This window comes from Frankia sp. AiPs1, assembly GCF_023716945.1.
Classification (GTDB): Bacteria; Actinomycetota; Actinomycetes; order Frankiales; family Frankiaceae; genus Frankia.
Map to the genome: position 1 here is coordinate 21,443 of NZ_JAMQQF010000009.1, position 23,257 is coordinate 44,699.

At 71.6% G+C, this 23,257-nt stretch carries 19 protein-coding genes; 9 read left to right on the forward strand and 10 right to left on the reverse strand.

Annotated elements, in window-relative coordinates:
- Window positions 1–283: 283 nt before the first annotated feature.
- Together ND748_RS02635 and ND748_RS02640 are read left to right on the forward strand one after the other, a co-directional pair.
- A complete protein-coding gene (locus ND748_RS02635) occupies window positions 284–1,015 on the forward strand; it encodes a hypothetical protein (protein ID WP_251743793.1) in 732 nt (243 codons plus the stop codon).
- Window positions 1,016–1,276: 261 nt separating this feature from the next.
- The gene (locus tag ND748_RS02640; protein ID WP_251743794.1) at window positions 1,277–1,903 is read left to right on the forward strand and encodes a hypothetical protein; all 627 of its coding nucleotides are present in this window, start codon (window positions 1,277–1,279) and stop codon (window positions 1,901–1,903) included.
- Window positions 1,904–2,151: 248 nt separating this feature from the next.
- Here the strand turns inward: ND748_RS02640 and ND748_RS02645 are convergent, their stop codons facing one another.
- The 6 genes from ND748_RS02645 to ND748_RS02670 form a co-directional block, all read right to left on the reverse strand.
- A complete protein-coding gene (locus ND748_RS02645; RefSeq protein ID WP_251743795.1) occupies window positions 2,152–3,072 on the reverse strand; it encodes an SDR family NAD(P)-dependent oxidoreductase in 921 nt (306 codons plus the stop codon).
- 49 nt (window positions 3,073–3,121) lie between these two features.
- Entirely contained in the window at window positions 3,122–3,922 is an 801-nt protein-coding gene (locus ND748_RS02650; protein WP_251743796.1) for an enoyl-CoA hydratase/isomerase family protein, read from the reverse strand.
- A 79-nt stretch (window positions 3,923–4,001) separates the two neighbouring features.
- On the reverse strand, window positions 4,002–5,138 hold the full coding sequence (locus ND748_RS02655) for an ABC transporter substrate-binding protein (RefSeq protein ID WP_251743797.1): 1,137 nt from the start codon (window positions 5,136–5,138) through the stop codon (window positions 4,002–4,004).
- A 114-nt stretch (window positions 5,139–5,252) separates the two neighbouring features.
- Window positions 5,253–6,560, reverse strand: coding sequence for an acyl-CoA dehydrogenase family protein (locus ND748_RS02660; RefSeq protein WP_251743798.1), 1,308 nt, complete (start codon window positions 6,558–6,560; stop codon window positions 5,253–5,255).
- 50 nt (window positions 6,561–6,610) lie between these two features.
- The gene (locus ND748_RS02665) at window positions 6,611–7,780 is read right to left on the reverse strand and encodes an acyl-CoA dehydrogenase family protein (protein ID WP_251743799.1); all 1,170 of its coding nucleotides are present in this window, start codon (window positions 7,778–7,780) and stop codon (window positions 6,611–6,613) included.
- A gap of 119 nt (window positions 7,781–7,899) precedes the next feature.
- Entirely contained in the window at window positions 7,900–9,174 is a 1,275-nt protein-coding gene (locus ND748_RS02670; protein ID WP_251743800.1) for an ABC transporter substrate-binding protein, read from the reverse strand.
- Window positions 9,175–9,557: 383 nt separating this feature from the next.
- On the opposite strand from ND748_RS02670, the gene ND748_RS02675 reads away from it, so the two are divergent.
- Window positions 9,558–10,730, forward strand: a complete 1,173-nt coding sequence (locus ND748_RS02675) for an amidohydrolase family protein (protein ID WP_044884936.1) — start codon at window positions 9,558–9,560, stop codon at window positions 10,728–10,730.
- 92 nt (window positions 10,731–10,822) lie between these two features.
- Here the strand turns inward: ND748_RS02675 and ND748_RS02680 are convergent, their stop codons facing one another.
- Window positions 10,823–11,596: an acetoacetate decarboxylase family protein gene (locus tag ND748_RS02680; protein WP_251743801.1), complete on the reverse strand. Its 774-nt coding sequence runs from the start codon at window positions 11,594–11,596 to the stop codon at window positions 10,823–10,825.
- Between the two features lie 113 nt (window positions 11,597–11,709).
- Window positions 11,710–12,921: a CaiB/BaiF CoA-transferase family protein gene (locus ND748_RS02685; protein ID WP_251743802.1), complete on the reverse strand. Its 1,212-nt coding sequence runs from the start codon at window positions 12,919–12,921 to the stop codon at window positions 11,710–11,712.
- 682 nt (window positions 12,922–13,603) lie between these two features.
- Here ND748_RS02685 and ND748_RS02690 point away from each other — a divergent pair.
- A complete protein-coding gene (locus ND748_RS02690) occupies window positions 13,604–16,426 on the forward strand; it encodes a branched-chain amino acid ABC transporter permease/ATP-binding protein (protein WP_251743803.1) in 2,823 nt (940 codons plus the stop codon).
- The gene (locus ND748_RS02695) at window positions 16,423–17,244 is read left to right on the forward strand and encodes an ABC transporter ATP-binding protein (protein WP_251743804.1); all 822 of its coding nucleotides are present in this window, start codon (window positions 16,423–16,425) and stop codon (window positions 17,242–17,244) included. The genes ND748_RS02690 and ND748_RS02695 overlap by 4 nt, the downstream gene beginning before the upstream one ends.
- Before the next feature lie 124 nt (window positions 17,245–17,368).
- On the opposite strand, the gene ND748_RS02700 is transcribed toward ND748_RS02695, so the two are convergent.
- Together ND748_RS02700 and ND748_RS02705 are read right to left on the reverse strand one after the other, a co-directional pair.
- Window positions 17,369–18,124, reverse strand: coding sequence for a FadR/GntR family transcriptional regulator (locus tag ND748_RS02700; protein WP_251743805.1), 756 nt, complete (start codon window positions 18,122–18,124; stop codon window positions 17,369–17,371).
- 651 nt (window positions 18,125–18,775) lie between these two features.
- Complete coding sequence (locus ND748_RS02705) at window positions 18,776–18,922, reverse strand: hypothetical protein (protein WP_251743806.1); 147 nt, start codon at window positions 18,920–18,922, stop codon at window positions 18,776–18,778.
- A gap of 320 nt (window positions 18,923–19,242) precedes the next feature.
- Between ND748_RS02705 and ND748_RS02710 the strand changes: the two genes are divergently transcribed.
- From ND748_RS02710 to ND748_RS02725, 4 genes are all read left to right on the forward strand, one after another.
- On the forward strand, window positions 19,243–20,067 hold the full coding sequence (locus ND748_RS02710) for a hypothetical protein (protein WP_251743807.1): 825 nt from the start codon (window positions 19,243–19,245) through the stop codon (window positions 20,065–20,067).
- Between the two features lie 8 nt (window positions 20,068–20,075).
- A complete protein-coding gene (locus ND748_RS02715; protein ID WP_251743808.1) occupies window positions 20,076–21,011 on the forward strand; it encodes an LLM class F420-dependent oxidoreductase in 936 nt (311 codons plus the stop codon).
- A 61-nt stretch (window positions 21,012–21,072) separates the two neighbouring features.
- Window positions 21,073–22,311 carry an iron-containing alcohol dehydrogenase gene (locus ND748_RS02720; protein WP_251743809.1) on the forward strand — a complete coding sequence of 413 codons (1,239 nt, stop codon included), beginning with the start codon at window positions 21,073–21,075 and terminating at the stop codon, window positions 22,309–22,311.
- Window positions 22,308–23,257: aldehyde dehydrogenase family protein (locus ND748_RS02725; RefSeq protein ID WP_251743810.1), on the forward strand; the 950-nt coding region annotated here is incomplete at its 3' end. The genes ND748_RS02720 and ND748_RS02725, both read left to right, overlap by 4 nt.

Sequence of the window (23,257 nt, forward strand, 5' to 3'; positions counted from 1 at the left end):
CGCTTGGCTGGACACACGGCCAGAATCGCCGCCAGAACAGCGCCCGATCGCCGTGCCCGGTGAGCGGGCGGCGGGCAGGCAGGCGGCGAGCGAGCGGGCGGCGAGCGGGTATTGGTGTCAGAACCGCCCGCAACGGGTCCTCGGTCGGAGTCTGTCCCCGCCTAGAACCGGACACTCCCACCGGAGACGGGGCCGGGCGAAGCCACCATGATTGAATAATCGCCCGGGATAATCGAGTATCGGCAGAATCGAGAGCATTCCATTCGACAGAAGGCCGGATACGATGAGCGAACAGCGCGCCCAGTTGATTTACGGGAAAGGGCGGGAGGCATGCCCCGAAGGCAGCTTCTGCCTTTACCGTGCCGTCGAGTTCAACGCCGGTCAGCAACCGGGCGTCGGCGACAAGATCCTGGTCATTCCGTCGGGCGTGTATGTCGACGACTTCGCCGAGTACGGATTCGACCACAGCGGTGACGGGGTCAGCGCCGTCGTCAACAACACGGACGAGGACAACACCCTGTTCTCCGCGGCCAGCCAGCAGGGGCATGCCCTGCCGGTGGACCGGAACTCCTCGATCGCTAACCTGATCCGCGTCGCCATGGCCGAAAGCCCGAACGGTACCTGGAACGACCAGGCCCAGTCCGCGCAGGCCGCTCCCTTCGTGGGGAACCTGGTCGTCAGGCAGGAGTTCCGGGGAAAGTGGCAGGACGCGGGAAAGGTGGTCTACTCCTACCGGATCACCGTGAGCGCCTCGACGACGCGGGTCGTGAAATGGGCCCTCGGCTTCGGTGATCTCCCGGAGGGAACCGCGCTGTTCAAGGGCTTCAGCGACGTCTTCTGGGGCCAGATCCTCCGCGACGGCAGCGAGGGCAGCGTCCTGCTCGCCTCTCCCCCGGGCGGCGATCACACCGTCGAGCCCGAGGCGGATCTCCTCATCGACATCCAGGTCCTTTACCCGACCGAGGACCCCGCCCAGGAACACCTCACGAGCCTCAACGCCCAGCAACTGGCCTGATCTGCCCGATCCGCCGGAATGGCGGATCGGCGGAATGCCGGGCCGTTGACCGGGACCGCTGCCACCGGGCAGGGGTCCCGGACCGGTGGTGACCTCGCACTCGGTCGCCGTCCGGGCGCAGCTCTGCGGGTGTCGTCCGCACCGGCGGTCACGCGCCCCGGCTGCGCAGCGCCTGCCAGCCGCCGAGGACCGCCGCCGCCGTCCACAGCGACGAGCCCATTTCTGGGCGTATCCAGGTGCACACCCGGAGAGGCACACGAGATGGAAAGGCAATTCCGCGAAATCACCGTTTGCAACGATTCGCTGCTCGATGGGATCAGGGCGATAGTCTTCCAGAAAGACGCTGACCTGCCACCTGACATGCTGTCGCTGGCCTGGTTTTCGAGGACCTGCGGCCCACAGAGTCAGGTTCGGTTCCCCTGGACTACGGAGTACAACTTCGTGTGGGGACAGGCTGGAAATCTGGCGCCCGGAGTCAATTACCTGGCCGCACAGGTGGTGGGCGCCGACCTGTACGACAACGCCGCGACCCTTACCTACCGGAACGGGAGTTTCGAGTTCATCGCGACGTCGCGGAATTCCGCGGGTGGCGACTCCCTGACCATCGACGAAGACGCATCGGTGCCCGGCGCCGAAAGCCCCGATCGCGGCGCCGTCGGAGTAGGTATGGGCGGGTTCGCCACCTTCGTCCGACCCACCCGGCGGAACGTCGGCCTGCAGTACACGCCCAGCCCGTCGTACTATGTCGCGCTGGGACCATTCCGCCCCGGAGACGTGGTTTCGGAGTCTGAGCTGTACTCGCCGACGGAAGTCACGTTCGACGGATCTAGCACTGCGACGTGCGTGTACAGGGATTCCGGAGTCTTCGACATCACTCACGGTAGCTGAGCACCGGGGGTATCAGAGCAGAGACGAGAACGGCGCTGGGGTGGTGTGATCGCGGCGGCCGGAGGGGGATGTGCAACATCGGTCCGACGCCAGCCCGCTGATCCCGCCGGCGAGCAGCCGACCTGCACGCCCTCGCCGCACTCGATGGACCGCACACAGGTGTCCGTGCAGTGCTGGAAGGCCAGGCCCGCCCCGGCCGGCCGATCCGGGGCAGAGAATCGGATCCTGGCCGGCAGGTCCGAATCGGGCTAGAAGTCGGAGCCGCCGTCGACGTTGAGCAGGGCACCGGTGATGTAGCCGGCCCGCGCGCTGCACAGAAAGACGATGGCGGCGGCGATCTCCTCGGGGCGGCCGGGGCGGCCGAGGTCGGGGACCAGGCCGCGGCCGGCGCCGCCCATGTCCCGGGAAATGGCGAGGAAGACCTCCTCGGTACTCGGCGCCACCGTTGTGCTCGATGCGCCCGTCGTCCTCGACGCCGCCGTTGTGCTCGACGCCGCCGTTGTGCTCGACGTGCTCGCCGAGGCGGCCAGAGCGTCGGGCGCGACCCACCGGCCCGGCCCGAACTGCTCGATCTTCTCGCGGACGCCCTCGGTCAGGATCGCCCCGGGGCAGATCGTGTTCACCCGGATGCCGTCCGGGCCGTGGGCGCGGGCGAGGTTCTTCGACACGCTGGCCAGCGCCGCCTTCGCCGCCGTGTAGGCGACCATCGTCGGGTACTGCTTGCGGATCGACATGGCGGCCAGGTTGACGATCGCGCCGCCCCCGCGGGCCCGCATCAGCCCGATCGCCGCCCGGCAGGTCCGCACCCCGGCCATCAGGCCGATGTCCAGATGGGCCTGGAACAGCTCGTCGGAGGTCTCCGTCAGTGGCAGGTAGTCGTACTCGTCGCTGCCCAGGGTGTTGACCAGGATGTCGCAGCCGCCGAAGTCGCCGCGCACCCGGTCGAACAGCTCCTCGGTGCCGGCCGCGGTCGCGAGGTCGGCGGGCACCGCCAGCGCGCGCACACCGAGCGCCTCGATCTGCCCGGCGACGCTGGCGAGCGCCTCGGCGCCGCGGGCGACGACGACCACGTCCGCGCCCTCACGGGCGAACTCCAGCGCCGTCCACCGGCCCATCCCCTTCGACGCGCCGGTGACGACGGCCACCTTCCCGCGTAAACCGAGATCCATCTCGACGTTCCCCTCGAACAGGCGCGCGAGGACCGCTCGCGCGTGGCGGTCACTCGCGCGGGGCGGCGGCCCGCTGCTGGAAGGCGCGCACCTTGGCCAGGTGCTCCTGAGAGGTCAGCAGCAGGGTGTTGGCGACCCGGTCGAAGTCGCGGGCGGTGGTGCGGTCGACGCTGGCGGCCGCGTCGATGGCGAGCTTGGCCAGGCCGAGAGCCTGCGGGGACAGCGCGACCAGCGAGCGGGCGAACTCCCGCACGCTGGCCGCGAACACCTCGTCGGCGAACACGTCGTGGACGAGGCCGATCGTCAGCGCGCGCTCGGCGTCGACCGGGCGGGCCGCCATCGCCAGCCACCGTGCCCAGTGCGGACCGACGAGCCGGGTCAGCCGGCTGATGCCGCCGGAGCCGGGCAGCACCCCCAGGTTGGGCACCTCCGGCAGGGCGAAGGTGGTCCGCGGCGCGGCGAAGCGGAAGTCGCACGACACGGCGAGTTCGACCCCGAAGCCGCGGCAGGGTCCCTGCGCGGCGAGGATCACCGGCTTCTCGATCGCCTCGATCTCGTCCATGAGCAGGTGCAGCGCCCGGTAGATGCGCCGCACCGAACGGCCGTTGACGCTGCCGTCGGGCTCGAAGCCCATCCCGGTGTCGATCGTGGTGATGTCCATGCCGGCGGTGAAGTGCCGGCCCTCGGCGGTGATCACCAGGACCCGGACGGCGTCGTCGTCGCCGAGGTCGGCGACGGCGCCGCGCAGCGCCGCCAGCATCGGGGCGCTGACGGCGTTGAGCTTGTCGTCGCGGGTGAAGGTGATCGTCAGGACACCGTCGTCGAGCTCGCGGCGGAAGTGTTCGCTCATCGGGCCGAGGCCCCGCATCGCCGCCGGGTCACTGGATGCGCTCCTTCACTGGATGCGCCTCTTCACTGGGTGCGCTTCTTCACTGGGTGCGCCCGGCTGTGCCAAGCCGCTCGCTGCGGGAGCGGGCGGTGTAGCGGTGACGCAGGATGCTGCCCGGTCCGGACGTGAGGTCGGCGACCTCGGCGGCCGGGTCCGGTTCGCGCAGGACGATGAAGTGCGGCGTCAGCCAGGCGCGCCGGGCGTGTGGGCCGAAGCTGAACACGCCGCCGGGGCCGCCGGTGGCCGCCGGGACCATCTTCACCTTCTCCAGGCCCTCCTTCACGCCATCCGGCGACAGCGGCGTGGCCTTCGACAGGCCACGGGCGATGACGACGCCGAAGTCGTAGCACAGAACGGAGAAGAAGTTCGCCGGCCGGTAGCCGAACCGCGCCTCGAACCGGTCGAGGAAGTCCTGACCGACGACGTTGTCCTCGTCGTACTGGTCGACGCCGACCCAGCCGGCGATGCTCTTCAGGCCGCCGGGCAGGAACGGCGCCGCCATGAACCCCGAGCTCATCACCTTCACCGGGTCCCAGCCGGTGCCGTCCAGGGCGGTGTTGAGGTGGGTCGCGGTCAGCCCCCAGCCGAGGTAGGCGATCGCGTCGGCACCCGATGCCTGCAGCCGGGCCAGCGCCGGGCTCAGGTCGGTGTCGAGCATGTTGATCGGTTCCTCGATGGCGATCTTCACCCCGTCGAAGGCGCAGGCGTCGCGGAAGAACCGGGTGTATTCCTCCCCCGGCACGCACTTGTCGTAGACGACGGCGACGGACTCGACGCCGCGCACCCCGAGGTAGTTCGACAGCAGGTACGGCTCCTCCGGTAACGAGCCGTTGTTGATGCAGAAGCACCATTCGCCGTACCAGCGATCGGTGCCGCTCATCGACAGGGTGGGAATGTGGCCGACGTCCTCGACGTAGTTGCGGATCGCCAGCACGTTGTCCGACGCCCACGGGCCGAAGATCACCAGGACGCCCTCGGCCTCGAGTTCCTTCCAGGCGTTGAGCACGTCGAAGCTCGTCCCGCGGGGCAGCCCGTCGACGGCCCGCAGCACCAGTTCGACGGGACGGTCGATCTCGCCGTCGGCGTAGGACTCGTCGAACGCCAGCCGCAGCGCGTCGAGCATGACCTGCTGCGACGCGGGCGGCATCAGGAAGTCCTGCAGGACTCCCACCTTCATCGACGACACTTCTGACCCCTCTCGATGGTTCTCCCGATCAGACCCCCGGCCGGTGGCGGCCGAGGGCGATCACAGATGCGGCGATCACAGGCGCAGTGATCACAGGCGCAATGATCAAAGGCGCAGGGCGCGGGCGACGCGTTCCCGGTGCCACGTCGATCCGCCGTAACTCAGCTCGAAGGTCTTGCCTCGCCGGGAGTGCAGTTGCAGATCGTGTTCCATGGAGAAGCCGATGGCGCCGTGCACCTGGTGGGCGTGGGTGAACACCCGGCGGATCGCGTCGTTGGCGAACGACTTCGCCGCCGCGACCTCGAAGTCCGCCGCGCCCGGCGCGTCGAGCCGCCCGGCGGTATCCACCTTCCCGGCGGCGTCGAGTTTTCCGGCGGCGTCGAGTTTCCAGGCGGCGTCGAGTTTCCAGGCGGCCTGGTAGCACAGGTAGCGGCAGGCCTCCACGTCGGTGAGCATGTCGACGCAGCGGTGCGCCACCGACTGGAAGGCGCCGATCGGCTGGCCGAACTGGCGGCGGCTGCGGGCGTGTTCGACGCTGAGATCCAGGGCCCGCTGCGCCCCGCCGATCGCGTAGGCCGTGCTCGCCACGGTCATCCGGTCCAGCGCCACGGCCAGGGCGGGGCCGGCCACCGCCGGCGTGCCGAGCAGATCCTCGGCGTTCACCTCGACATCGCGCAGGACGACCTCGAACACCGGCTCGCCGCCGCCGTCGTGCTGGCGGCGCAGGGTCACCCCGGGCGCACCAGGATCGACGAGCACGAGGCCGCGCCCGCCGCCCGAACCGGCGCCGGCAGCGACACCCGCACCCGGAGTGGACGCGTCGGCGCCCGGAGTGGACGCGTCGGCGGCCGGGACCGAGCCGGCGCCCGGGGCGGAGCCGGCGACCGCCACGCCGGCGACCTTCACTGTGACGACGAGGACGTCCGCGACGTGCGCGTAGGGAACGAGGATCTTCGTGCCGGTGAGCCGGTGGCCGGCGCCGTGCGGGGTCAGGGCGGCGTCCGGTGCGCCCCACTCGTCGCGGGCGCCCGGCTCCAGCACGGCCATGGTGGCGATGGCCGTGCCGGCGCCGATCGCCGGCCGCCACCGGGCTCGCTGGGCCGCGCTGCCGGCGAGGTCGATGACGGTGGCGGCGAACACCGCCGAGGCCAACAGCGGGGTGGGCATCGCGCCCCGCCCGAGTTCCTCGGCGGCCACCACCAGGTCCAGCACGCCCTGTCCGGCGCCGCCGAACTCCTCGCCCAGCAGCAGGCCGGTCAGGCCGAGGCCGGCCAGCGTCTTCCAGTGGCCGTCGCCGTAGCCCCGCTCGGACTTCTCGATCTCGCGGACGAGATCCGGCGGGCACTCGCGCTCGACCAGGTCGCGCACCGTGTCCGCGAGCAGGCGCTGCTCGCCGCTCAGCGTCAGATCCATACCCGCACCTCCTTCTGCCGTTGTCGTGGGCCTAGCGCGTTGTCGTGGGCCTAGCGCGACCGCGGCAGACCGAGGGCGGTCTGGGCGACGATGTTCTTCTGGATCTCCAGGGTCCCGGCGCCGATCGTCGCCGGGATGTTGTGCACCCACTGTTGCTTGACCAGCCCGTGCAGCGGGGCGTGGTCCTCGGCGGGGGAACCGAGCCGCCCGCTCGCGCCGAGGATCTCCAGGCCCACCTGCCCGACGGCCTGCTCGAGCAGGGTGGCGTGGATGCGGGCGGTCGAGGCCTCGGCGGCCGGGTTGGCCCCGGTGGCGACCAGCGAGATCGCCCGGTAGGCGAGCAGCTTCGCCGCCTCGCAGCGCACCCGCAGGTCCGCGAGCTTCTGGCGGACGTCGGGTTCGCCGGCGCGGCCGGTCTCGCGGACGTGGTCGCACAGCCGCTCGACGACGCGCTGGGCGCGGGCGTAGCGGGGGATGCCGATGCGTTCGAGCGTCAGCCCCGAACCGATCACCCCCCAGCCCTCGTCGAGCGGGCCGAGCAGGCAGTCGCGCGGCACCCGGACCTCGTCGTAGAAGACCTCGTTGATCTCGTGCCAGCCGCCCATGCTCTCGATCGGGCGCACGGTGATGCCCGGCGAGGTCATGTCGACGAGCAGCACCGACATGCCCCGGCGCCGGCCGGCGTCGGGATTCGTGCGGACGAGCAGCAGGTTCCAGTCCGCCGGCGAGTCGGCGTAGCTCGACCAGATCTTCTGCCCGGTGACGACGAAGTGGTCGCCGTGGTCGACGGCGCGGGTGCGCAGCGCGGCGAGGTCGGAGCCGGCATCCGGCTCGGAGAACCCCTGGGTCCAGATGACCTCCCCGCGGGCCATCGGCGGCAGGAAACGGGCCTTCTGCGCCGCGGTGCCGAACTTCATGATCAGCGGACCGATGTAGTTGAGATTCATGTACTGCGGTCCGCGCGGCTCGCCGCTGGCCGTCATCAGCTCGCGCAACAGCGTCTGCTTCCAGAGCCCGGCCTCCTGGCCGCCGTACTCCCGCGGCCAGCTCACCGTCAGCAGGCCGTCGCGGCCAAGGTCGCGGCAGAACTCGCGGGTGAAGGCCAGGGCCTCGCGGTCCTCGGCGAAGAAGCCCTGCCAGTCCGCGGGCAGCTTCTCGTCGAGCAGGTCGGCGAACCGGCGGCCGAACGCGCGATCGTCCTCGGTGAACTCGAAATCCATGTCCCTCGATCCCTCCCAGTCCCTCGCTCGCCCGGCGGCCGGCCGGGGCTCATCGTCACACCCCGACCGGCCTTGGCGTCCTCGCTCGGCGTCCTCGCTCGGCGCAGGTCGCCGGTCGGCTACGGCAGGACGCTGGAGACGTCGAGCGGCTGCTCCGACGTCGGCTTGCCCTTGCTGTCGAGGGTCTGCACGAGCCCGCCGGTGGAGCAGACCGACGGGGTGATGGAGACCTGCTTGCCGTCGCACTGGAAGGTCGCGGTGCCGCCGAGGGGCAGTTTGGTCTTCGGCATCGTCGCGAGCGCCTTCTCGACCCCGGCGGAGGTGATCGGCGCGGTCAGTCCGGCCATCGCCCGGCTGAAGCCGAGCGTGACCACCCAGCCGCCCGCGGTGAGGCTCTTGGCGGTCGGGTCGGTGTCGGACTGGTACTTCTTCATCGCCGCCAGGTACAGCTTGTACTCCGGGTCGGCGACGTTCGTCGTCTGACCGCTGACGACCTTCATCCCGTCGTAACCGCCGGGGATGCCGGCGGCCGCCCCCGGGCTGACGCACTGCGACTGCAGGACGATGCTGCCCGTGTAGCCCAGCGTCTTGAGCGACTTGAGCACGCCGGTGCAGAACGTCGGGTCGCCGACGAGGTTCACCTGCTCCGGCTTGCCACCGAGGACGGTCTGCACCTGCGGCGTCGTGTCCGCGGTGCCCGGCGGGATCGGCTGGATCGTCAGGCCGACGTTCGCCTTGGCGTAGAAGATCTTGTCCAGCGAGTTCACCGGGCCGGTCGCGCCCGGCACGTCGAGGACGAAGATCGCGGCCTTCTTCGCCCCGGCGTCCTTGGCGACCTGGGCCGGCCCGGCCAGCGCCGCGGTCAGCGGGCTGACCAGGATGTAGGCGCCGGACTTGGCACCGAGGGTGGACTCGTCACCGTTGATGTCGAGCACCAGCGGAACCTTGGCCGCGCTGAGCACCTTGAACACCGGGGTGACGTTGCCGGAGTTGTTCATCAGCACGACCGGGACCTTGGCGGCGGTGAGCTGGTTGGCGCAGTCGGTGGCGCCCGCGGGCGTCTGCTTGGTGTCGCAGACCGTCAGTGCCAGCCGGTGGCCGGCGACCCCGCCCTGGTAGTCGTTGAGATAGGAGGTCGCGGCCTGCGCCGCGGCCACCTCGGTCGAGTTGTCCAGCGTCGTGCCCGAACCGTCGGTGATGAAGCCGATCTTTAATTCATCGCCGGTGGCGGGCTTCGCCGGCCCCAGGGACTGCGCGGCGGCCGAGTCGGTCGAGCCCGTCGAGCCCGAGCTGGACCCGCCGCTCGAACCGCAGGCCGCTGCGCTGACCATCAGTGCCGCCGACATCCCGAGCGCAAGAACGCCCCGCTGTCGCCATCGAGTGCGCGATCGCATCCGAACGTCCTCCCCACATGTGCGTGCTGCGCGGATGGCCACGCGCACCGGGCAGCACACAGGTCCGGCGCGCCAGCGGAATATAGCTTAAGGATACGACTGAGGTAAATCAGCAAAATGGAGACGGGCGCGCCGACCCCGCCCGTCGCCGGACTCGCCCCCCGCCGGCGCACGCCGCGACGATCCGGCTACAGGCCGGTACTTGATCGCAGGGCGACGACCCGGCCACGGGGCGACGACCCGGTCACGGGGCACGGCGCAGGAGCACGGCGGCCGCGGGGCGTCCGCGCCAAACCCGCAGGTCAGCGGCCCGGAGCCGGAAATCTGACACCGAGTCCACGGACTGATGTAACGTCGGTTACAGCCGTATAGGAGGAGAAGCCATGCCGCTGCGGGACAGTCACCAGATCGTGTCCGTCGACGACCACCTCGTGGAACACCCCAGGGTCTGGCTGGACAGACTCCCCTCGAAGTTCGACGGTCGCACACCGCGGATCGAGGAGCAGGGTGGCAAGCACGTCTGGGTCTACGACGGCGTCGTGTTCCCCACGATCGGCCTCAACGCCGTCGCCGGGCGCGAGCCGCGGGACTGGGGCGTGGACCCGATGCGCTTCGAGGAGATGATCCCCGGCTGCTACGACCCGGTGGCGCGGCTGAAGGACATGGACGTCGACGGCGTCCACGCCGCCCTGTGCTTCCCGTCGTTCCCCGGCTTCGCCGGCGGGGTGTTCCACCGGGCGCAGGACAAGGAGCTGGCGCTCGCCTGCATCCAGGCCTGGAACGACTTCATGGTCGACGAGTGGTGCGCCGCCGCCCCCGACCGCTACATCCCGCTGGCCCTGCTGCCGGTGTGGGACGTCGCGGCCTGCGTCGCCGAGGTCGAGCGGACGGCGGCCAAGGGCGCGCGCACGGTGTCCTTCCCGGACAGCCCCGTCCCGCTGGGCCTGCCCTCGTTCCACAGCAACCACTGGGAACCGCTGTGGGACGTCTGCGAGGCGACCGACGTGTCGGTCTCGCTGCACTTCGGCTCCGGGTCCTTCGTGCCCGGGTTCTCCTTCGCGGCGGCCAAGCCCGTCCCCGGCGGGTTGACCGCGCCAGACGCGCCGTTCGCGGTGGCGATCGCCTCGTTCGCCACCAACCTGATGTGGACCACCATCGACCTGCTGTTCTCCGGCGTCCTGCAGCGCCACCCCAAGCTGCAGTTCGCGCTGTCCGAGGGCGGCATCGGCTGGCTGCCCTACATCCTGGAGCGCACCGACCAGACCTGGGAGAAGCACCGCTGGTACCAGAAGGACATCGACTTCGACACCCGGCCGTCCGACCTGTTCCGCAAGCACTTCTGGGGCTGCTTCATCGAGGACAAGAGCGGCCTGCGCAACCGGCACGAGATCGGCATCGACCGGATCATGCTCGAGATCGACTACCCGCACTCCGACTCGACCTGGCCCAACAGCCGTAAGATCGCTGCCGACCTCATGAAGGACATCCCCGACGACGAGGTCGCCAAGATCGTCGAGGACAACGCGCGCACCCTGTACCGCTTCCCGCGTTCCTGACGGTACGCACGCCGACGCGCCCCCGTCTCCACCCCTGGAATTCCAGGGGTGGAGACGGGGGCCGCGGTGCGTCAGGGGTGGCCGTCGGCCGGTCAGGCCAGCCGCTCGGTCCGGTTGCGAAACAGCTTCGCGGTGCCGACGCCGACGAACGCCGGGCGCGGTTCCACCTGCGGGACCGCGGCCAGCGCCCGCAGCACCACCGCGGAGTAGGGGGCCTGGTCGTCGGTCGGCGTGGCGAACTCGACCCGCCCCACCCCGCTCCAGCCCTGCTCGAACGAGGTCGAGCCGTGGATGAGGGTCGGGTAGTCGGCGTCCGGGGCGTCACGGCCGGGGATCGACTTCCAGCCGAAGATCTCCGAGTCCACCGACGCCCGGTTCACCCGGGCGAGCCGGTCGGCCGGCAGCGGGCGCAGCTCACCGACCTCGCCGCGCAGCAGCAGCGTGCCGTACTCACGGCAGTCCCACGCGGCCGTGTCCGCGTCGCGGGTGAGGCCGGAGACGTCGCCGTAGATCTTCGGATTGCCGTGCAGCTCCCGCCCCGCGATGATCGGCATCGTGTTGTTCTCCCAGATGACCACCGGGCAGGACCGGGTCAGCGGCTCGCCGGCGGTGGTCAGCACCGCCGTCACCGCCACGTTGACAAGGTTGTAACCCCGCCCCCGCATGTAGTCGACGTTCTCCAACTGCTGGTACGTGACGCTGAGAACCGGGCGTGGCGCGGGCTCGAAGCAGGGTGGCAGGAGGTGGGCCGCCGCCGCCGGCGTGGTGACGAAGGAGACCACCACCGTCGACTGCCGCTCGACCTCGGTCACGGGGGGCAGGGTCGTCGGCCCGAACCGGAGCCGGTCACCGATCTGCGTGGGCACGCTGTTTCTCCTAACTGCAGGTCTGCGGGCTGCCGGAGTCTGCGGGCTCCCGGGGGGCGCCGGGCTGCCGGAGGTCGCCGGACTTGCCCGGAGTCGCCGGGCTGCCGGCGCGGTCAGAGGATGGCCGACTTCTCCTTCAGGGCGATGATCTGCTCCCAGTCGAGGCCGAGCTCGAGCAGGATCTCCTCGGTGTGCTCGCCGTGTTCCGGCGCGGGGCTCAGCGCCGGCACCCGGTCGTCGTACTGCACCGGAGTCGAGGCCAGGGCGTAGCTGATCCCGGCGGCGTTGGTCACCTCGGTGACGTAGCCGTTGGCCTGCACCTGCGGGTCGTCGTGCAGCTCCAGCGGGGACTTCACCACCGACCAGACGCCCTCGATCTTGCTGAACCGCTCCTCCCAGTGGGCCAACGGGTGGGCCGCGAACGCCTCCCGGATCGCCGCGATGCACTCCCGGCGGTTGTCGAAACGGGCCTTCGCGTCGACGTAGCGGGGGTCGGCGAGCAGGTCCGGGCGCTCGAGCGCCGCGCAGAACTCCGGCCAGTGCCGGTCGGCCTGCAACAGGGAGAACCACAGGAAGCGGTCGTCACCGGTCCGGTAGACGTTCGTCAGCGGGTTCGGCATCTCGGTGATGTCGAAACGCTGCATCGTCGGCTGACCGAGGATCTTGGAGCCGACGACGTCGAGGGACATCCCCCACATGGCCGAGGCGAGCAGGGAGACGTCGACGGTGCTGGCCGTGCCGGTGCGCTCACGGTGGAACAGCGCCCCGACCACCCCGGCGGCCAGGTTGAAGCCGGAGGTGTAGTCGCCGAACGCGGGGCGCATGAACGGCGGGTAGGAATCCGGCGACGCCAGGGCGTAGGCGATCCCGCCGCGGGCCCAGTAGGAGGCGACGTCGTAGCCGCCCAGGTTGGCATCCGGGCCGTGCGCGCCCTGCCCGTGGCCGCGGGCGTAGATGATGTCCGGGTTGGCTTCCCTGATCTTCTCGACTCCGACGCCGAGACGCTCGCAGGAGTCCGGCAGCAGGTTGGTGAGGAAGACGTCGGCGCCCTCCACCAGCTTGTAGAGCAGAGCGAGCCCGTCCGGGGTCGCGACGTTGAGCCCGATGCTGCGCTTGCCGCGGTTGCACTGCTCGATGAGATGGTTGACCCCGTCGAGGCCGGCGAGCATCCCGGAGGCGATCAGGCCGCGCTGCGGGTCGCCCGTCTCGGGATGCTCGATCTTGATCACATCGGCACCCCAGTCCGCGAGCACGGCGCCGGCGGCGGGTACGAAGGTCCACGCCGCCAGCTCGACGACCTGGATGCCTTCCATGATGCCTGTCATGATCTCCTCTTCCCCGGCTCGCGACGCGCCTCGGCGTCCGTCGCCGTGGCCAGGCCGCTTCACCGCGGCTCGTCGCCCGCGCCGGGCCGGGAGCCGGTGGCCGCGCCGCTGCGCGGGCCGCGCCACGGCCCCACAACCCCGGTTTCCGTTGGATAATTAGACTAATTAGTTCGCCAGCCGAAGACAAGCGCGCGCCCACCCGACCCCGCGAGCCGGACGCTCACTCGGCGCACCGACCCCCGTCCGTCGGGAGCCCCGTGAGCACGGACAGTCGCCACCCCCGAGGGCGGGCCCACCTCCGCGCCGGGAAACATCATCTCAGCGCGACCGAAGTTCCGATCACGAGATGTCCTGATCATGAGATGTTCTGATCATGAGATGCTCCGATCCTACGCTTCAGTCAGATGAATTGATTCATCTTGCCGAGCACGGACGGTCGCGGCAGCGTACTCGCTGGTCAGACGCGCCGACCTCCGTCGACCCCGCAGAGGATCTCCGTGACTCATCCCACAAGATGCGGTAAATTCCTCTAACTCAGTCATAGCTATCCGCGGGCGGCGTCGACCAGTCCCGGCTCCTGCGGTCTCCCCATCACCCCCGCCTGCCCGCGCCGACTCCCGCAGCCCGCTGCCCGGCGCCGGCGTGCCCCGGCCGACCCGGGGTGCGCGTCGAAAGGACGGACATGGTTCAGCATCTGGTCTTCCTGTGCCTGGGCATCGGGAACGGCTCGGTGTTCGCCGCCCTCGCCCTCGCGCTGGTGGTGACCTACCGCAGCTCGGGGGTCGTCAACTTCGCGACCAGCGGGCTCGCCCTCTACGCGGCCTACACCTACGCCCTGCTACGACAGGGCAAGTTCATGATCCTCATCCCCGGGCTGCCGAAGACCGTCGACCTGGGTGCACAGCTCGGGCTGGCGCCCGCGATGGCCCTCGCCCTCGCGATCACCGGCGTGCTCGGGCTGCTGCTGTACCTGGTCGTGTTCCGGCCGCTGCGGACCGCACCGCCGGTGGCGCGGGCCGTCGCGTCGATCGGCGTGTCGGTGGTCTTCACCGGGCTCACCGCCGCCCGCCTCGGCACGACCCCGCTGTCCGTCGAGCCGATCTACCCGTCCAAGCTCTGGACCCACGGGTCGTTCCGGATCGCCTCCGACCGCGTCTACTTCGGGCTGACCATCCTCGCCGTCGCGCTGGCGCTGGGCGCGCTGTACCGGTTCACCCGGTTCGGCCTGGCCACCCGCGCCGCGGCGGAGACCGAGAAGGGCGCCTACCTCAGCGGCATCTCCCCCGACCGCATCGCCGCCCTGAACTGGATCATCGGCGCGCTGGTCGCCGGGCTCGCCGGCATCCTCATCGCCCCGATCGTGCCGCTGGTGCCCGTCGCCTACACGCTGTTCATCGTGCCGGCGCTCGCCGCCGCCATCCTCGGCCGGTTCCAGTACCTGGTCCCCGCGGTCGTGGGCGGCCTGGCCATCGGCATGCTCCAGTCCGAGACGCAGCACCTGGAGACCCTGCACCACTGGCTGCCCTCCTCCGGGCTGCCCGAGCTGATCCCCCTGATCCTGATCCTGATCGTGCTGGTCGCCCGCGCCCGCGCGCTGCCCGAACGCGGGGCGGTCATCCTCAGCTCGCTCGGCCGCGCCCCCCGACCGAACCACATCCGACTGAACCTGCTGGTCTTCGGTGCCCTCGCGGTCATCGGGCTGGTCGTGCTCCAGGGGCAGTGGCTGACCGCGCTCATCACCAGCCTGGTGTTCGGGGTGATCGCGCTGTCGATGGTGGTCGTCACCGGCTACGCCGGCCAGGTCTCGCTCACCCAGCTCCCGCTCGCCGGCGCCGCCGGGTTCCTCGTCGGCCCGCTGACCCACGACTGGCACCTGCCGTTCCCGGTGGCGCCGCTGGTCGCGGCCCTGTTCGCGATGGTGCTCGGGGTGGTCATCGGCCTGCCGGCGCTGCGGGTGCGGGGGCTGACGGTCGCCGTGGTGACGTTCGCGCTCGCCTACGCGCTGGAGGCGATCTGGTTCCGCAACAGCGACATCGTGCCCAGCAGTGGTGTCGACGTCCCCAGCCCGTCACTGTTCGGCTGGGACCTGGGCATCGGCTCGGGCCCGTCGTATCCCCGGGTGCGCTTCGGCCTGCTGTGCCTGATCGTGCTCGCGCTGACCGCCGTCGCCGTGGCCCGGCTGCGCACCAGCCGGCTGGGCTCGCAGATGCTCGCCGTGCGGGCCAACGAGCGCTCGGCGGCCGCGGCCGGCATCAACGTCACCCGCATCAAGATCGTCGCATTCGCGATCGCCTCGTTCATCGCGGGCATCGGCGGCTGCCTGGTGGGCTACCAGCAGGGCAACATCACCTTCGACCCGGTCAGCGCGTTCTCCGGGCTGGCCCTGTTCACCACCGTGTACATCGCGGGCATCACGTCGGTGTCCGGCGGCGTGCTGGCGGGCTTCCTCGCCGTCGAGGGGCTGTCCTACCTGATCATCGACAAGATCTTCTCCACCGGCCTGTGGTACGACGTGCTCAGCGGCGTCGGCGTCGTCCTCACCGTCGTCCTCAACCCGGAGGGCATCGTCGGCCCGGTGCACTCCTACGCCGACCGTCGCCGCCGCCGCGGTCTCGGCGCGCCGGCGCTGGGCTCGCAGGCCACCCCGGTGCCCACCCAGACGCACCCGGCCCCGGTGCGCCCCGCCCCGGTGCTCGGGCCCGACGTGCTCACCGTGCGCGGGCTGACCGTCCGTTACGGCGGCGTGGTCGCCGTCGACGACGTCTCCTTCGCCGTACCCGAGGGGGCGATCGTCGGACTGATCGGCCCCAACGGCGCCGGCAAGACCACGCTGATGGACGCGATCAGCGGCTTCGTCTCCTGCGCCGGCTCGGTGGAACTCGCCGGCACGCCCGTCGAGCGCCTGGCCCCCCACCAGCGCGTCCGCGCCGGCCTGGGGCGCACCTTCCAGGCCATCGAGCTGTACGAGGACCTCTCCGTCGCGGAGAACGTCAGCGTCGGCACCACCGCGCTGCGCGGCCGCGGCGACGGCGCACACGGCGGTGCCGCACACGACCACGGCGCACACGACCACGCCGCACACAGCCACGCCACACACGGCGGCGGCGCACACGGCGACATCGAGGCCACCCTGGCGCTGCTGGGGCTTTCGGAGGTGCGCGACCGGCCCGCCGGCGAGCTGTCCCAGGGGCAGCGCCAGCTCATCTCCATCGCCCGGGCCCTGGCCGGCAGGCCGCGGGTCCTCCTGCTCGACGAGCCGGCCGGTGGCCTGGACACGACCGAGAGCCAGTGGCTGGGCGAACGGCTGCGCGACATCCGCGACAGCGGCGTCACCATCCTGCTCATCGACCACGACATGAGCCTGGTCCTCGGTCTCTGCGACCGCATCGAGGTGATCAACTTCGGGTCGGTCATCGCCTCCGGACCACCCGCCGAGATCCGCTCCGACCGCCGCGTCGCGGCGGCCTACCTGGGCAGCACCCACGCAGAGGACGTGCCAGTGTGACGACGACCCTCGACTCCCTCGACTCCGGTGGCCCCGATCCGGCCGGGAGCGACCCGGGCGCGGCCGCCGGGACCGCGGTGCTGCGCACCCGCGGCCTGATCTGCGGCCACGGGCGGGTGCCGGTGGTCCGCGGCCTCGACCTCGATCTTCACCGGGGCTCGGTGCTTGCGGTCCTCGGTCCGAACGGGGCCGGCAAGACGACGCTGATGACGACCCTCGCCGGCCTGCTGCCGCGACTGGGCGGGGAGGTGTTCGTCGACGGGCAGCCACTGGCGAACGCCCGACCGGCCGCGACCAGCCGGGCCGGGATGGTGCTGGTCTCGGACGACCGGGCGTTGTTCGCCGGGCTGTCGGTCCGGGAGAACCTCACGATCGCCCGCCGCCGCGGAGGGCCGAGCGTCGGTGACGCGCTGGACCTGTTCCCGGCCCTGAAGCGACGCCTGTCGGTCAACGCCGGCGCCCTGTCCGGCGGGGAGCAGCAGATGCTCGCCGTGGCCCGCGCCCTGGTGCAGAACCCGCGGATCCTGCTCGTCGACGAGATGAGCATGGGCCTGGCCCCGGTGATCGTCGAGGAGCTGCTGCCGGTCGTGCGGCGCATCGCCGACGACACCGGCGCCGTCGTCGTCCTCGTCGAGCAGCACGTGCACCTGGCGCTGGAGGTCGCCGACCGGGCGATCGTGCTGGTCCACGGCGACGTCACGCTTCGCGGCGACGCGGCCGCGCTCGCCCGGGACCCGCAGCAGCTCGAGGCCGCCTACCTCGGCTCCGTCGAACCCGCTCCCGGCTCCCCGGACTCCCCCGCCACCGGTTCCGCCTGACCCTCGATCGTGGGCCCGGTCCGCCGGCCGCGGACGGGGCCCACCGCCGAGACAGGCGCGGCCGGGCCCAGCAGCCCCGCGGGCCCAGCAGCTCAGCAGCTCAGCAGCTCAGCAGCTCAGCAGCTCAGCTCATCATCTCCACGACGGTGGTGGCCAGCGGGCCTTCCAGGTAGTGGCGGGTGGCCTCGTCGAGGTGCCGCAGCCACAACCGGTGGACGAGGTCGGGGCGGCCCCGCTTGATCAGGTCGACCAGGCGCACGTGGCTGCGGTGCACCTCCACGGTCTCCTTGCGGGTCTGCCCCTGGTCGACGTTCATCGCATAGCGCCGGCGGGCGGTGCCAACGATGTGGTACATCATGTCGAGCATGACGGCGAGGGTCTGGTTGTCGGCGAGCTCCGCCATCAGCCGGTGGAACTCCTCGTCGTGCACGATGAAGGCCGAGGGCTCGTCCAGGTGCGTCTCGGCCTTGGCCAGGCACTCCTCGAGCCGGGCGATGTTCTCCGGCGTCGCCGAGGCCGCGACCAGCCGTGCCAGTGGGGCCTCCACCTCCGCCCGGGCCCGGTAGACGTCCGCCATCGTGGTCCCGCGGTATTCCAGCACGTAGCCGACGTAGCGGGCGGCGACGTCACCGTTGGGGATCTGCACCCGGGCCCCGCCGTGCACGCCACGCCGCACGGTGATCAGCGACTCCGACTCCAGGATGCGGAACGCCTCGCGCAGCGTCGGGCGGCTGACGTGGAACTGCTCCATGAGCGCCGACTCGGACGGCAGGAGGTGGTTCTCGAGGAGCTCGCCGGTGATGATCTGCCGGCGGATCGTCGCAGCCACGAGCTCAGCCGCCTTGGGTACCCGAATACCGGCGGTCGTCACAGCCGTCATCCCTCGTCTCTGCGGCTCCACCGGCGCCTGCCCGCGAACGGGGCTCAGCCGCGGCGTCCGGAGCCGACCTGGGCGAAAATTATTTAGCGGAATTATGGATTCTACATGATTAGCGTCGGTAACGACCGCAGTGGAGCCACCCGGGCCGCGCCGTGCCGCCTGCCGAACCGCGCCGGTGACGCGCGATCCCCCGGACCATCTTAGAGCCTGCCGCCTCGCCACCCGGCGAGACCGGCGCGATCAAACGGTTAGAAGAATCACAGAATTGCACGCTCGAGTCGACTCTCCGTCATCGACGCCCGGGCGTCCGCGACGCCGATCCGGGGAAGCGGCCCAAGCCGGGCTGGGCCGGGCCGGGCCGAATCGGGTCTAACCGAGCCGAGCCGAGCCGGGCCAGGCCGGGTGGGCCGGGCTGGCTGGGCACACACCTACTTTGATCAAGGGGTGGCGTGCGGGGCACCGCGTTGGCCGGTGCCTGTCTTGGTTGCGCCGGCAACTGCAGGAGGCTGACGACGCTGGGGACCGGGCGCACGGTCATCAACCTCCTGCATCTGCGGGCCACCGCCCGGCCGGGACTCCCGCCGGGCGATCTGCACACCGTGCGTCATCGGTGAAGCGGAGATGCCTCAGTCCGAGTCATCACCTTGATGATCATGAGGTTCCGCGGAACCGCGCCGCGCCGTCGGACGCGAGCCCGACGCCCCCGACCACGACGCCCCCGACCACGACGTCCCCGACCACGACGTCCCCGATCACGATCACGACCACGACCACGACCACCATGGTTACGACGGCCATGGTCACGACGACCACGACCAGACGGCCATGGTCACAACATCCACGACGGCGACATCCATGATCACGATACGCCCCCCGGGTCGACGCCTTGCCGGGGTCCGGATCGCGTATCGCCGACAGGTCGTCCGATCAGAACCGCGTCCGCGGCCCAGGCGTGGCCCCTGCGCGGGCACCCGCCGACAGGCGCCGGGCCTCCCCGGTCCGGCGGCGTCCCCGGGCATCGGTGGACAGCATCCGGGCAATAAAGTTAGATGAATGAGCTCCGTAAGCTGATGTAGGGATATTGAACGAGCCGGCAGAGGCCGGGACAGAGGGGCGATGTGAAGATCACGGGTCTCGCACTCGCGCTGCTGGACATCCCGGCGCGATACACCCAGGAGTACAACCGCTGGTACGACCTGGATCACCTGCCCGAGCACGTGGCCAAGGCCGACGTGGTCGCCGGCCGACGTTACGTGGCGACCCCGGTCACCCGGGCCACGCCCGGAACGTTGGCGGGCGAGCTCACCCACGGCCAGCCGCCCTACGCGACCATGTACCTGTTCGGTGGCCCGCTCGACTTCATGTCCGAGCAGGCGTTCGCCGGCTGGCGCGACACCGATCGCGCGATCACCCGGGCCGGGCGCTTCTGGATCCAGGGGCGGCCGGTCTTCACGAGCTGGTGGCGACTGACGGCGGCGCACACCCGCCCGTCGATCGACGTCTCGGCCGACGCGGTCCCGCACCTGGCCCACCAGGGGGTCGTCGTCAGCATCGGGCGGGCCGGTCCGGGCGGGCGCCCGGCGGCGCTGGACTGGTGGGAGCGCACCCAGCGCGACGACCTGTACGAGCTGCCCGGGCTGCTCGGGACCCTGCAGCTCGAACCGGTGGAGACCGGCGAGCAGGACCTGGTGCTGCACGTCCTGCTGTGCGCGCAGCCGGCGGCCGAGGTCCTCGCCGGGCTCACCGCGGTCCGCGACCGCCAGCGCCTCACCGGCCGCTTCCCCGCCCACGGCGGCGCCCACGAGACGCTCGCGCTGCTGGCCTACGAGCGGATCATCCCATTGCAGTACGACTTCGACATGGGCGAGGCCACCGACCCCACCGACCCCACCGAGCCGGTCGAGCCGGTCGACCCGGCGCCCAGGCCCGAGGGCCGGCCGTGATGCGCTTCATGGCCGAGTACAACGTCCGCAGCGACCCGGCCGAGGGCTGGCTGGACCCGGACAACGTGGCGACCTTCGCGCGGACGCTGGAGGAGCTCGGCTTCGGCGCGCTGGCGTTCACCGACCATCCGGCGCCCAGTGCGAAGTGGCTGGCGGCGGGCGGGCACGAGACGTTCGACCCGTTCGCGGCGCTGAGCTTCTGCGCGGCCGCCACCCGGCGAATCCGACTGATGACGCACCTGGCGGTTGTCCCGTACCGCAATCCCCTGCTGCAGGCCCGGTCGATGACCACCGTCGACGTGCTCTCCGGCGGGCGGGCGATCTTCGCGCTGGGCACGGGGTACCTGCGCTCCGAGTTCGCCGCCCTCGGCGTGGCCGCCGAGGAACGCAACGAGCTGTTCGACGAGGCGGTGGAGGTCATCCGCAAGGCCTGGACGCAGGACGTCGTCGAGCACACCGGCCGGCACTTCCACGCCGCCGGGCAGGCGATGCTCCCCCGGCCGGTGCAGCGCCCGCACCCGCCGTTGTGGCTCGGCGGCAACAGCGGCCTCGCCCTCGACCGGGTGGCCCGCTTCGGCCAGGGCTGGGCCGCGCTCGTCGGCTCCCCGCAGCTCGCCCGCAGCGCGCGCACGGCGTCGATCACCTCCACCGAGGAGCTCGCCGCCCGCATCCGCGAGCTCGAGCGCCGCCTGCACGCCCGCGGACGCACCCTGGCCGAGATCGACGTCCTCGCCCCCACCTCGGCCGGCGTGCTCGCGAACGACCAGTCGCCGGCGCAACGCCTCGACGAGCTGGCCCGGCTACGCGACGTCGGGGTGACCTGGGCCGGCGTCGTGCTGCCCGGCGGCGGATTCGCCGCGGCCATGGACAGCGTTCGGCGTTTCGGCGCCGAGGTCGTGGCCGCCCTGACGCCACCACCCGACCCGGGGGGCCGGCTCTCGTGAGCCCCGGCCCCCGTGCCGTCCCGGCCCGGTGCCGGCCACCTGGAGACCATCGGAGGACAACGTGCTGCTAGATCTCACCGGTACCGGCGCGCCGGCCTTCCTCGCCCCCCGGCAGGTGCTGACCGGAGCGGGATCCGCCGCCACGGCGGGGGCGGCCCTGCGCTCCTGGGGGGTGGCCCCGGGGCAGGTGCTGGTCGTCGCCGACCGGGTTGTGTCCGAGGCGGGGCTGCTCGCCACCGTGGTCGGCGGCCTGGCGGATGCCGGATTCGAGGTGACGGTGTTCGACGACGTCGCCGGCGAACCCACCGACACCGTCGTCGCCCGGGCCGCCGACGCCGCCCGCGCCCACGCGGTGACGGCCGTCGTCGGCGTCGGCGGCGGCAGTGCCCTCGACCTCGCGAAGGCCGTCGCCCTGCTCGCGACGAACCCGGGCTCGATCGCCGACTGGGTCGGGGTCGTCGAGCCGCCGGTTGCGGTGGCGCCGCTGCTGCTCGTGCCGACGACCACCGGCACCGGCTCGGAGGCGACCCGGATCTCGATGATCACGATCGGCGGGGTGAAGCGCATCGTGAGCTGCGCCCAGTTCGTCCCGCTCGTCGCCGTCCTCGACGCCGACCTGGTGGCCGACCTGCCCGCGGCGGTGGTGGCCTCGACCGGCATGGACGCGATCGCCCACGGCGTGGAGTCGATGCTGTCGACCACCCGCACGGCGCTGACCCTGGCGGTGGCCACCGAGGCGGTGCGGATCCTCACCGTCAGCCTCGAGCCCGCAGCACTCGACGGCGACCGGGCCGCCCGGGGGCGGGTGTTGTACGCCTCGCACCTGGCCGGGCTGGCGCTCAACGCGGGCGTCGTGCTCGGGCACAGCCTGGCCTACGTCATCGCCCGGCATGCCCCGATGCCGCACGGGACGAGCTGCGCGCTGGCGCTGCCCTACTGCCTGGCCTACGACCGCGACGTGCCCGAGGCCCTGGCCGCGCACATCGCCCGGGCCGTCACCGCCGACGAGCACACGGGGCTGCGGGCGGCGGCCGAGCGGGTCGACGACCTCGCCCGGCGCCTCGGGCTGCCCCGCTCGCTCGACGCGGTCGGCATCCGGGCCGACCTGCTGGCGCAGATGGCCGCCGAGACCATCCGCGACTTCCCGCGCCCCACGAACCCGGTCCCGATGGCGACGGCCCCGGTGCACCGCCTGCTCACCACGATGCACCGCGGCAGCGTCGCCGACGCATGGGAGCTGGACCTCACCCCCGACCCGAACCCGGATCACGACCTGAACTCGGATGGAGTGGCCGCGTGACCACGACAAACGATCGTCCCGTCCTCGTCGCCGGCGCCTGGGACGCCGGCGCGAACGACACCTGGATCCCCGTGCTCGACCCGGCGGACCTGCGCCACGTCGTCGCCCGGGTGCCCGCCCTGGACGGCGCCGACATCGCGCGGACGTACGACGCGGCCGAGGCCGGTGCCCGCGCCTGGCGCGCCGCCGGGCCCCTCGACCGCGGCACGGTGCTGCTGCGCACCGCCGGGCTGCTGCGCGAACGGGCCGCCGACATCGCCCGCGACCTCGTCCTGGAGATGGGCAAGACCCTCGCCGAGGCCGCCGGCGAGGTGGCCAAGGCCGCCGACTTCTTCGAGTACTACGGCAGCATGGCCCGTTCGCCCCACGGCTACGAGCTGCCCGACGGCCGGCCGAACACCAGCACCGCCGTACGCTACGAACCCGTCGGGATCGTGCTGGCCATCACGCCGTGGAACGACCCACTGCTGACCCCGGCCCGCAAGCTGGCCCCGGCGCTCGGCGCCGGCAACGCGGTGGTGCTCAAGCCCGCCACCGACACGCCGCTGGTGAGCCTGCACCTCGCCCACGCGCTGCTCGACGCGGGCCTGCCCGCGAACGCGCTGTCCGTGGTGACCGGCCGCGGCCGCGACATCTCCGCACCCCTGCTCGCCGACCGCCGCCTCGCCGCCGTCACCTTCACCGGCAGCAACGAGGTCGGCCTGAACATCATGCGCACCGTCGCCGGGCGCAACCTGCGGGTCCAGACCGAGATGGGCGGGAAGAACGCCACCGCGGTGCTGGCCGACGCCGACCTCGACCTCGCCGCCGACACGCTGGTCGCGGCCGCCTTCGCCCAGGCCGGGCAGCGCTGCACCGCGACGAGCCGGCTCGTCGTCGACGCCGCGATCCGCGACGACCTGCTCGCCGCGCTGGGCCGCCGCGTCGCCGCGCTGCGGCTGGGCCC

What these genes read in the sequence shown, in the direction of transcription:
- ND748_RS02635 (WP_251743793.1), top strand. Translation starts at nt 284, where the DNA reads ATGAGCGAACAGCGCGCCCAGTTGATTTACGGGAAAGGGCGGGAGGCA.
- ND748_RS02640 (WP_251743794.1), top strand. Translation starts at nt 1,277, where the DNA reads ATGGAAAGGCAATTCCGCGAAATCACCGTTTGCAACGATTCGCTGCTC.
- ND748_RS02645 (WP_251743795.1), bottom strand. Translation starts at nt 3,072, where the DNA reads ATGGATCTCGGTTTACGCGGGAAGGTGGCCGTCGTCACCGGCGCGTCG.
- ND748_RS02650 (WP_251743796.1), bottom strand. Translation starts at nt 3,922, where the DNA reads ATGAGCGAACACTTCCGCCGCGAGCTCGACGACGGTGTCCTGACGATC.
- ND748_RS02655 (WP_251743797.1), bottom strand. Translation starts at nt 5,138, where the DNA reads ATGAAGGTGGGAGTCCTGCAGGACTTCCTGATGCCGCCCGCGTCGCAG.
- ND748_RS02660 (WP_251743798.1), bottom strand. Translation starts at nt 6,560, where the DNA reads ATGGATCTGACGCTGAGCGGCGAGCAGCGCCTGCTCGCGGACACGGTG.
- ND748_RS02665 (WP_251743799.1), bottom strand. Translation starts at nt 7,780, where the DNA reads ATGGATTTCGAGTTCACCGAGGACGATCGCGCGTTCGGCCGCCGGTTC.
- ND748_RS02670 (WP_251743800.1), bottom strand. Translation starts at nt 9,174, where the DNA reads ATGCGATCGCGCACTCGATGGCGACAGCGGGGCGTTCTTGCGCTCGGG.
- ND748_RS02675 (WP_044884936.1), top strand. Translation starts at nt 9,558, where the DNA reads ATGCCGCTGCGGGACAGTCACCAGATCGTGTCCGTCGACGACCACCTC.
- ND748_RS02685 (WP_251743802.1), bottom strand. Translation starts at nt 12,921, where the DNA reads ATGACAGGCATCATGGAAGGCATCCAGGTCGTCGAGCTGGCGGCGTGG.
- ND748_RS02690 (WP_251743803.1), top strand. Translation starts at nt 13,604, where the DNA reads ATGGTTCAGCATCTGGTCTTCCTGTGCCTGGGCATCGGGAACGGCTCG.
- ND748_RS02700 (WP_251743805.1), bottom strand. Translation starts at nt 18,124, where the DNA reads ATGACGGCTGTGACGACCGCCGGTATTCGGGTACCCAAGGCGGCTGAG.
- ND748_RS02705 (WP_251743806.1), bottom strand. Translation starts at nt 18,922, where the DNA reads ATGGCCGTCGTAACCATGGTGGTCGTGGTCGTGGTCGTGATCGTGATC.
- ND748_RS02715 (WP_251743808.1), top strand. Translation starts at nt 20,076, where the DNA reads ATGGCCGAGTACAACGTCCGCAGCGACCCGGCCGAGGGCTGGCTGGAC.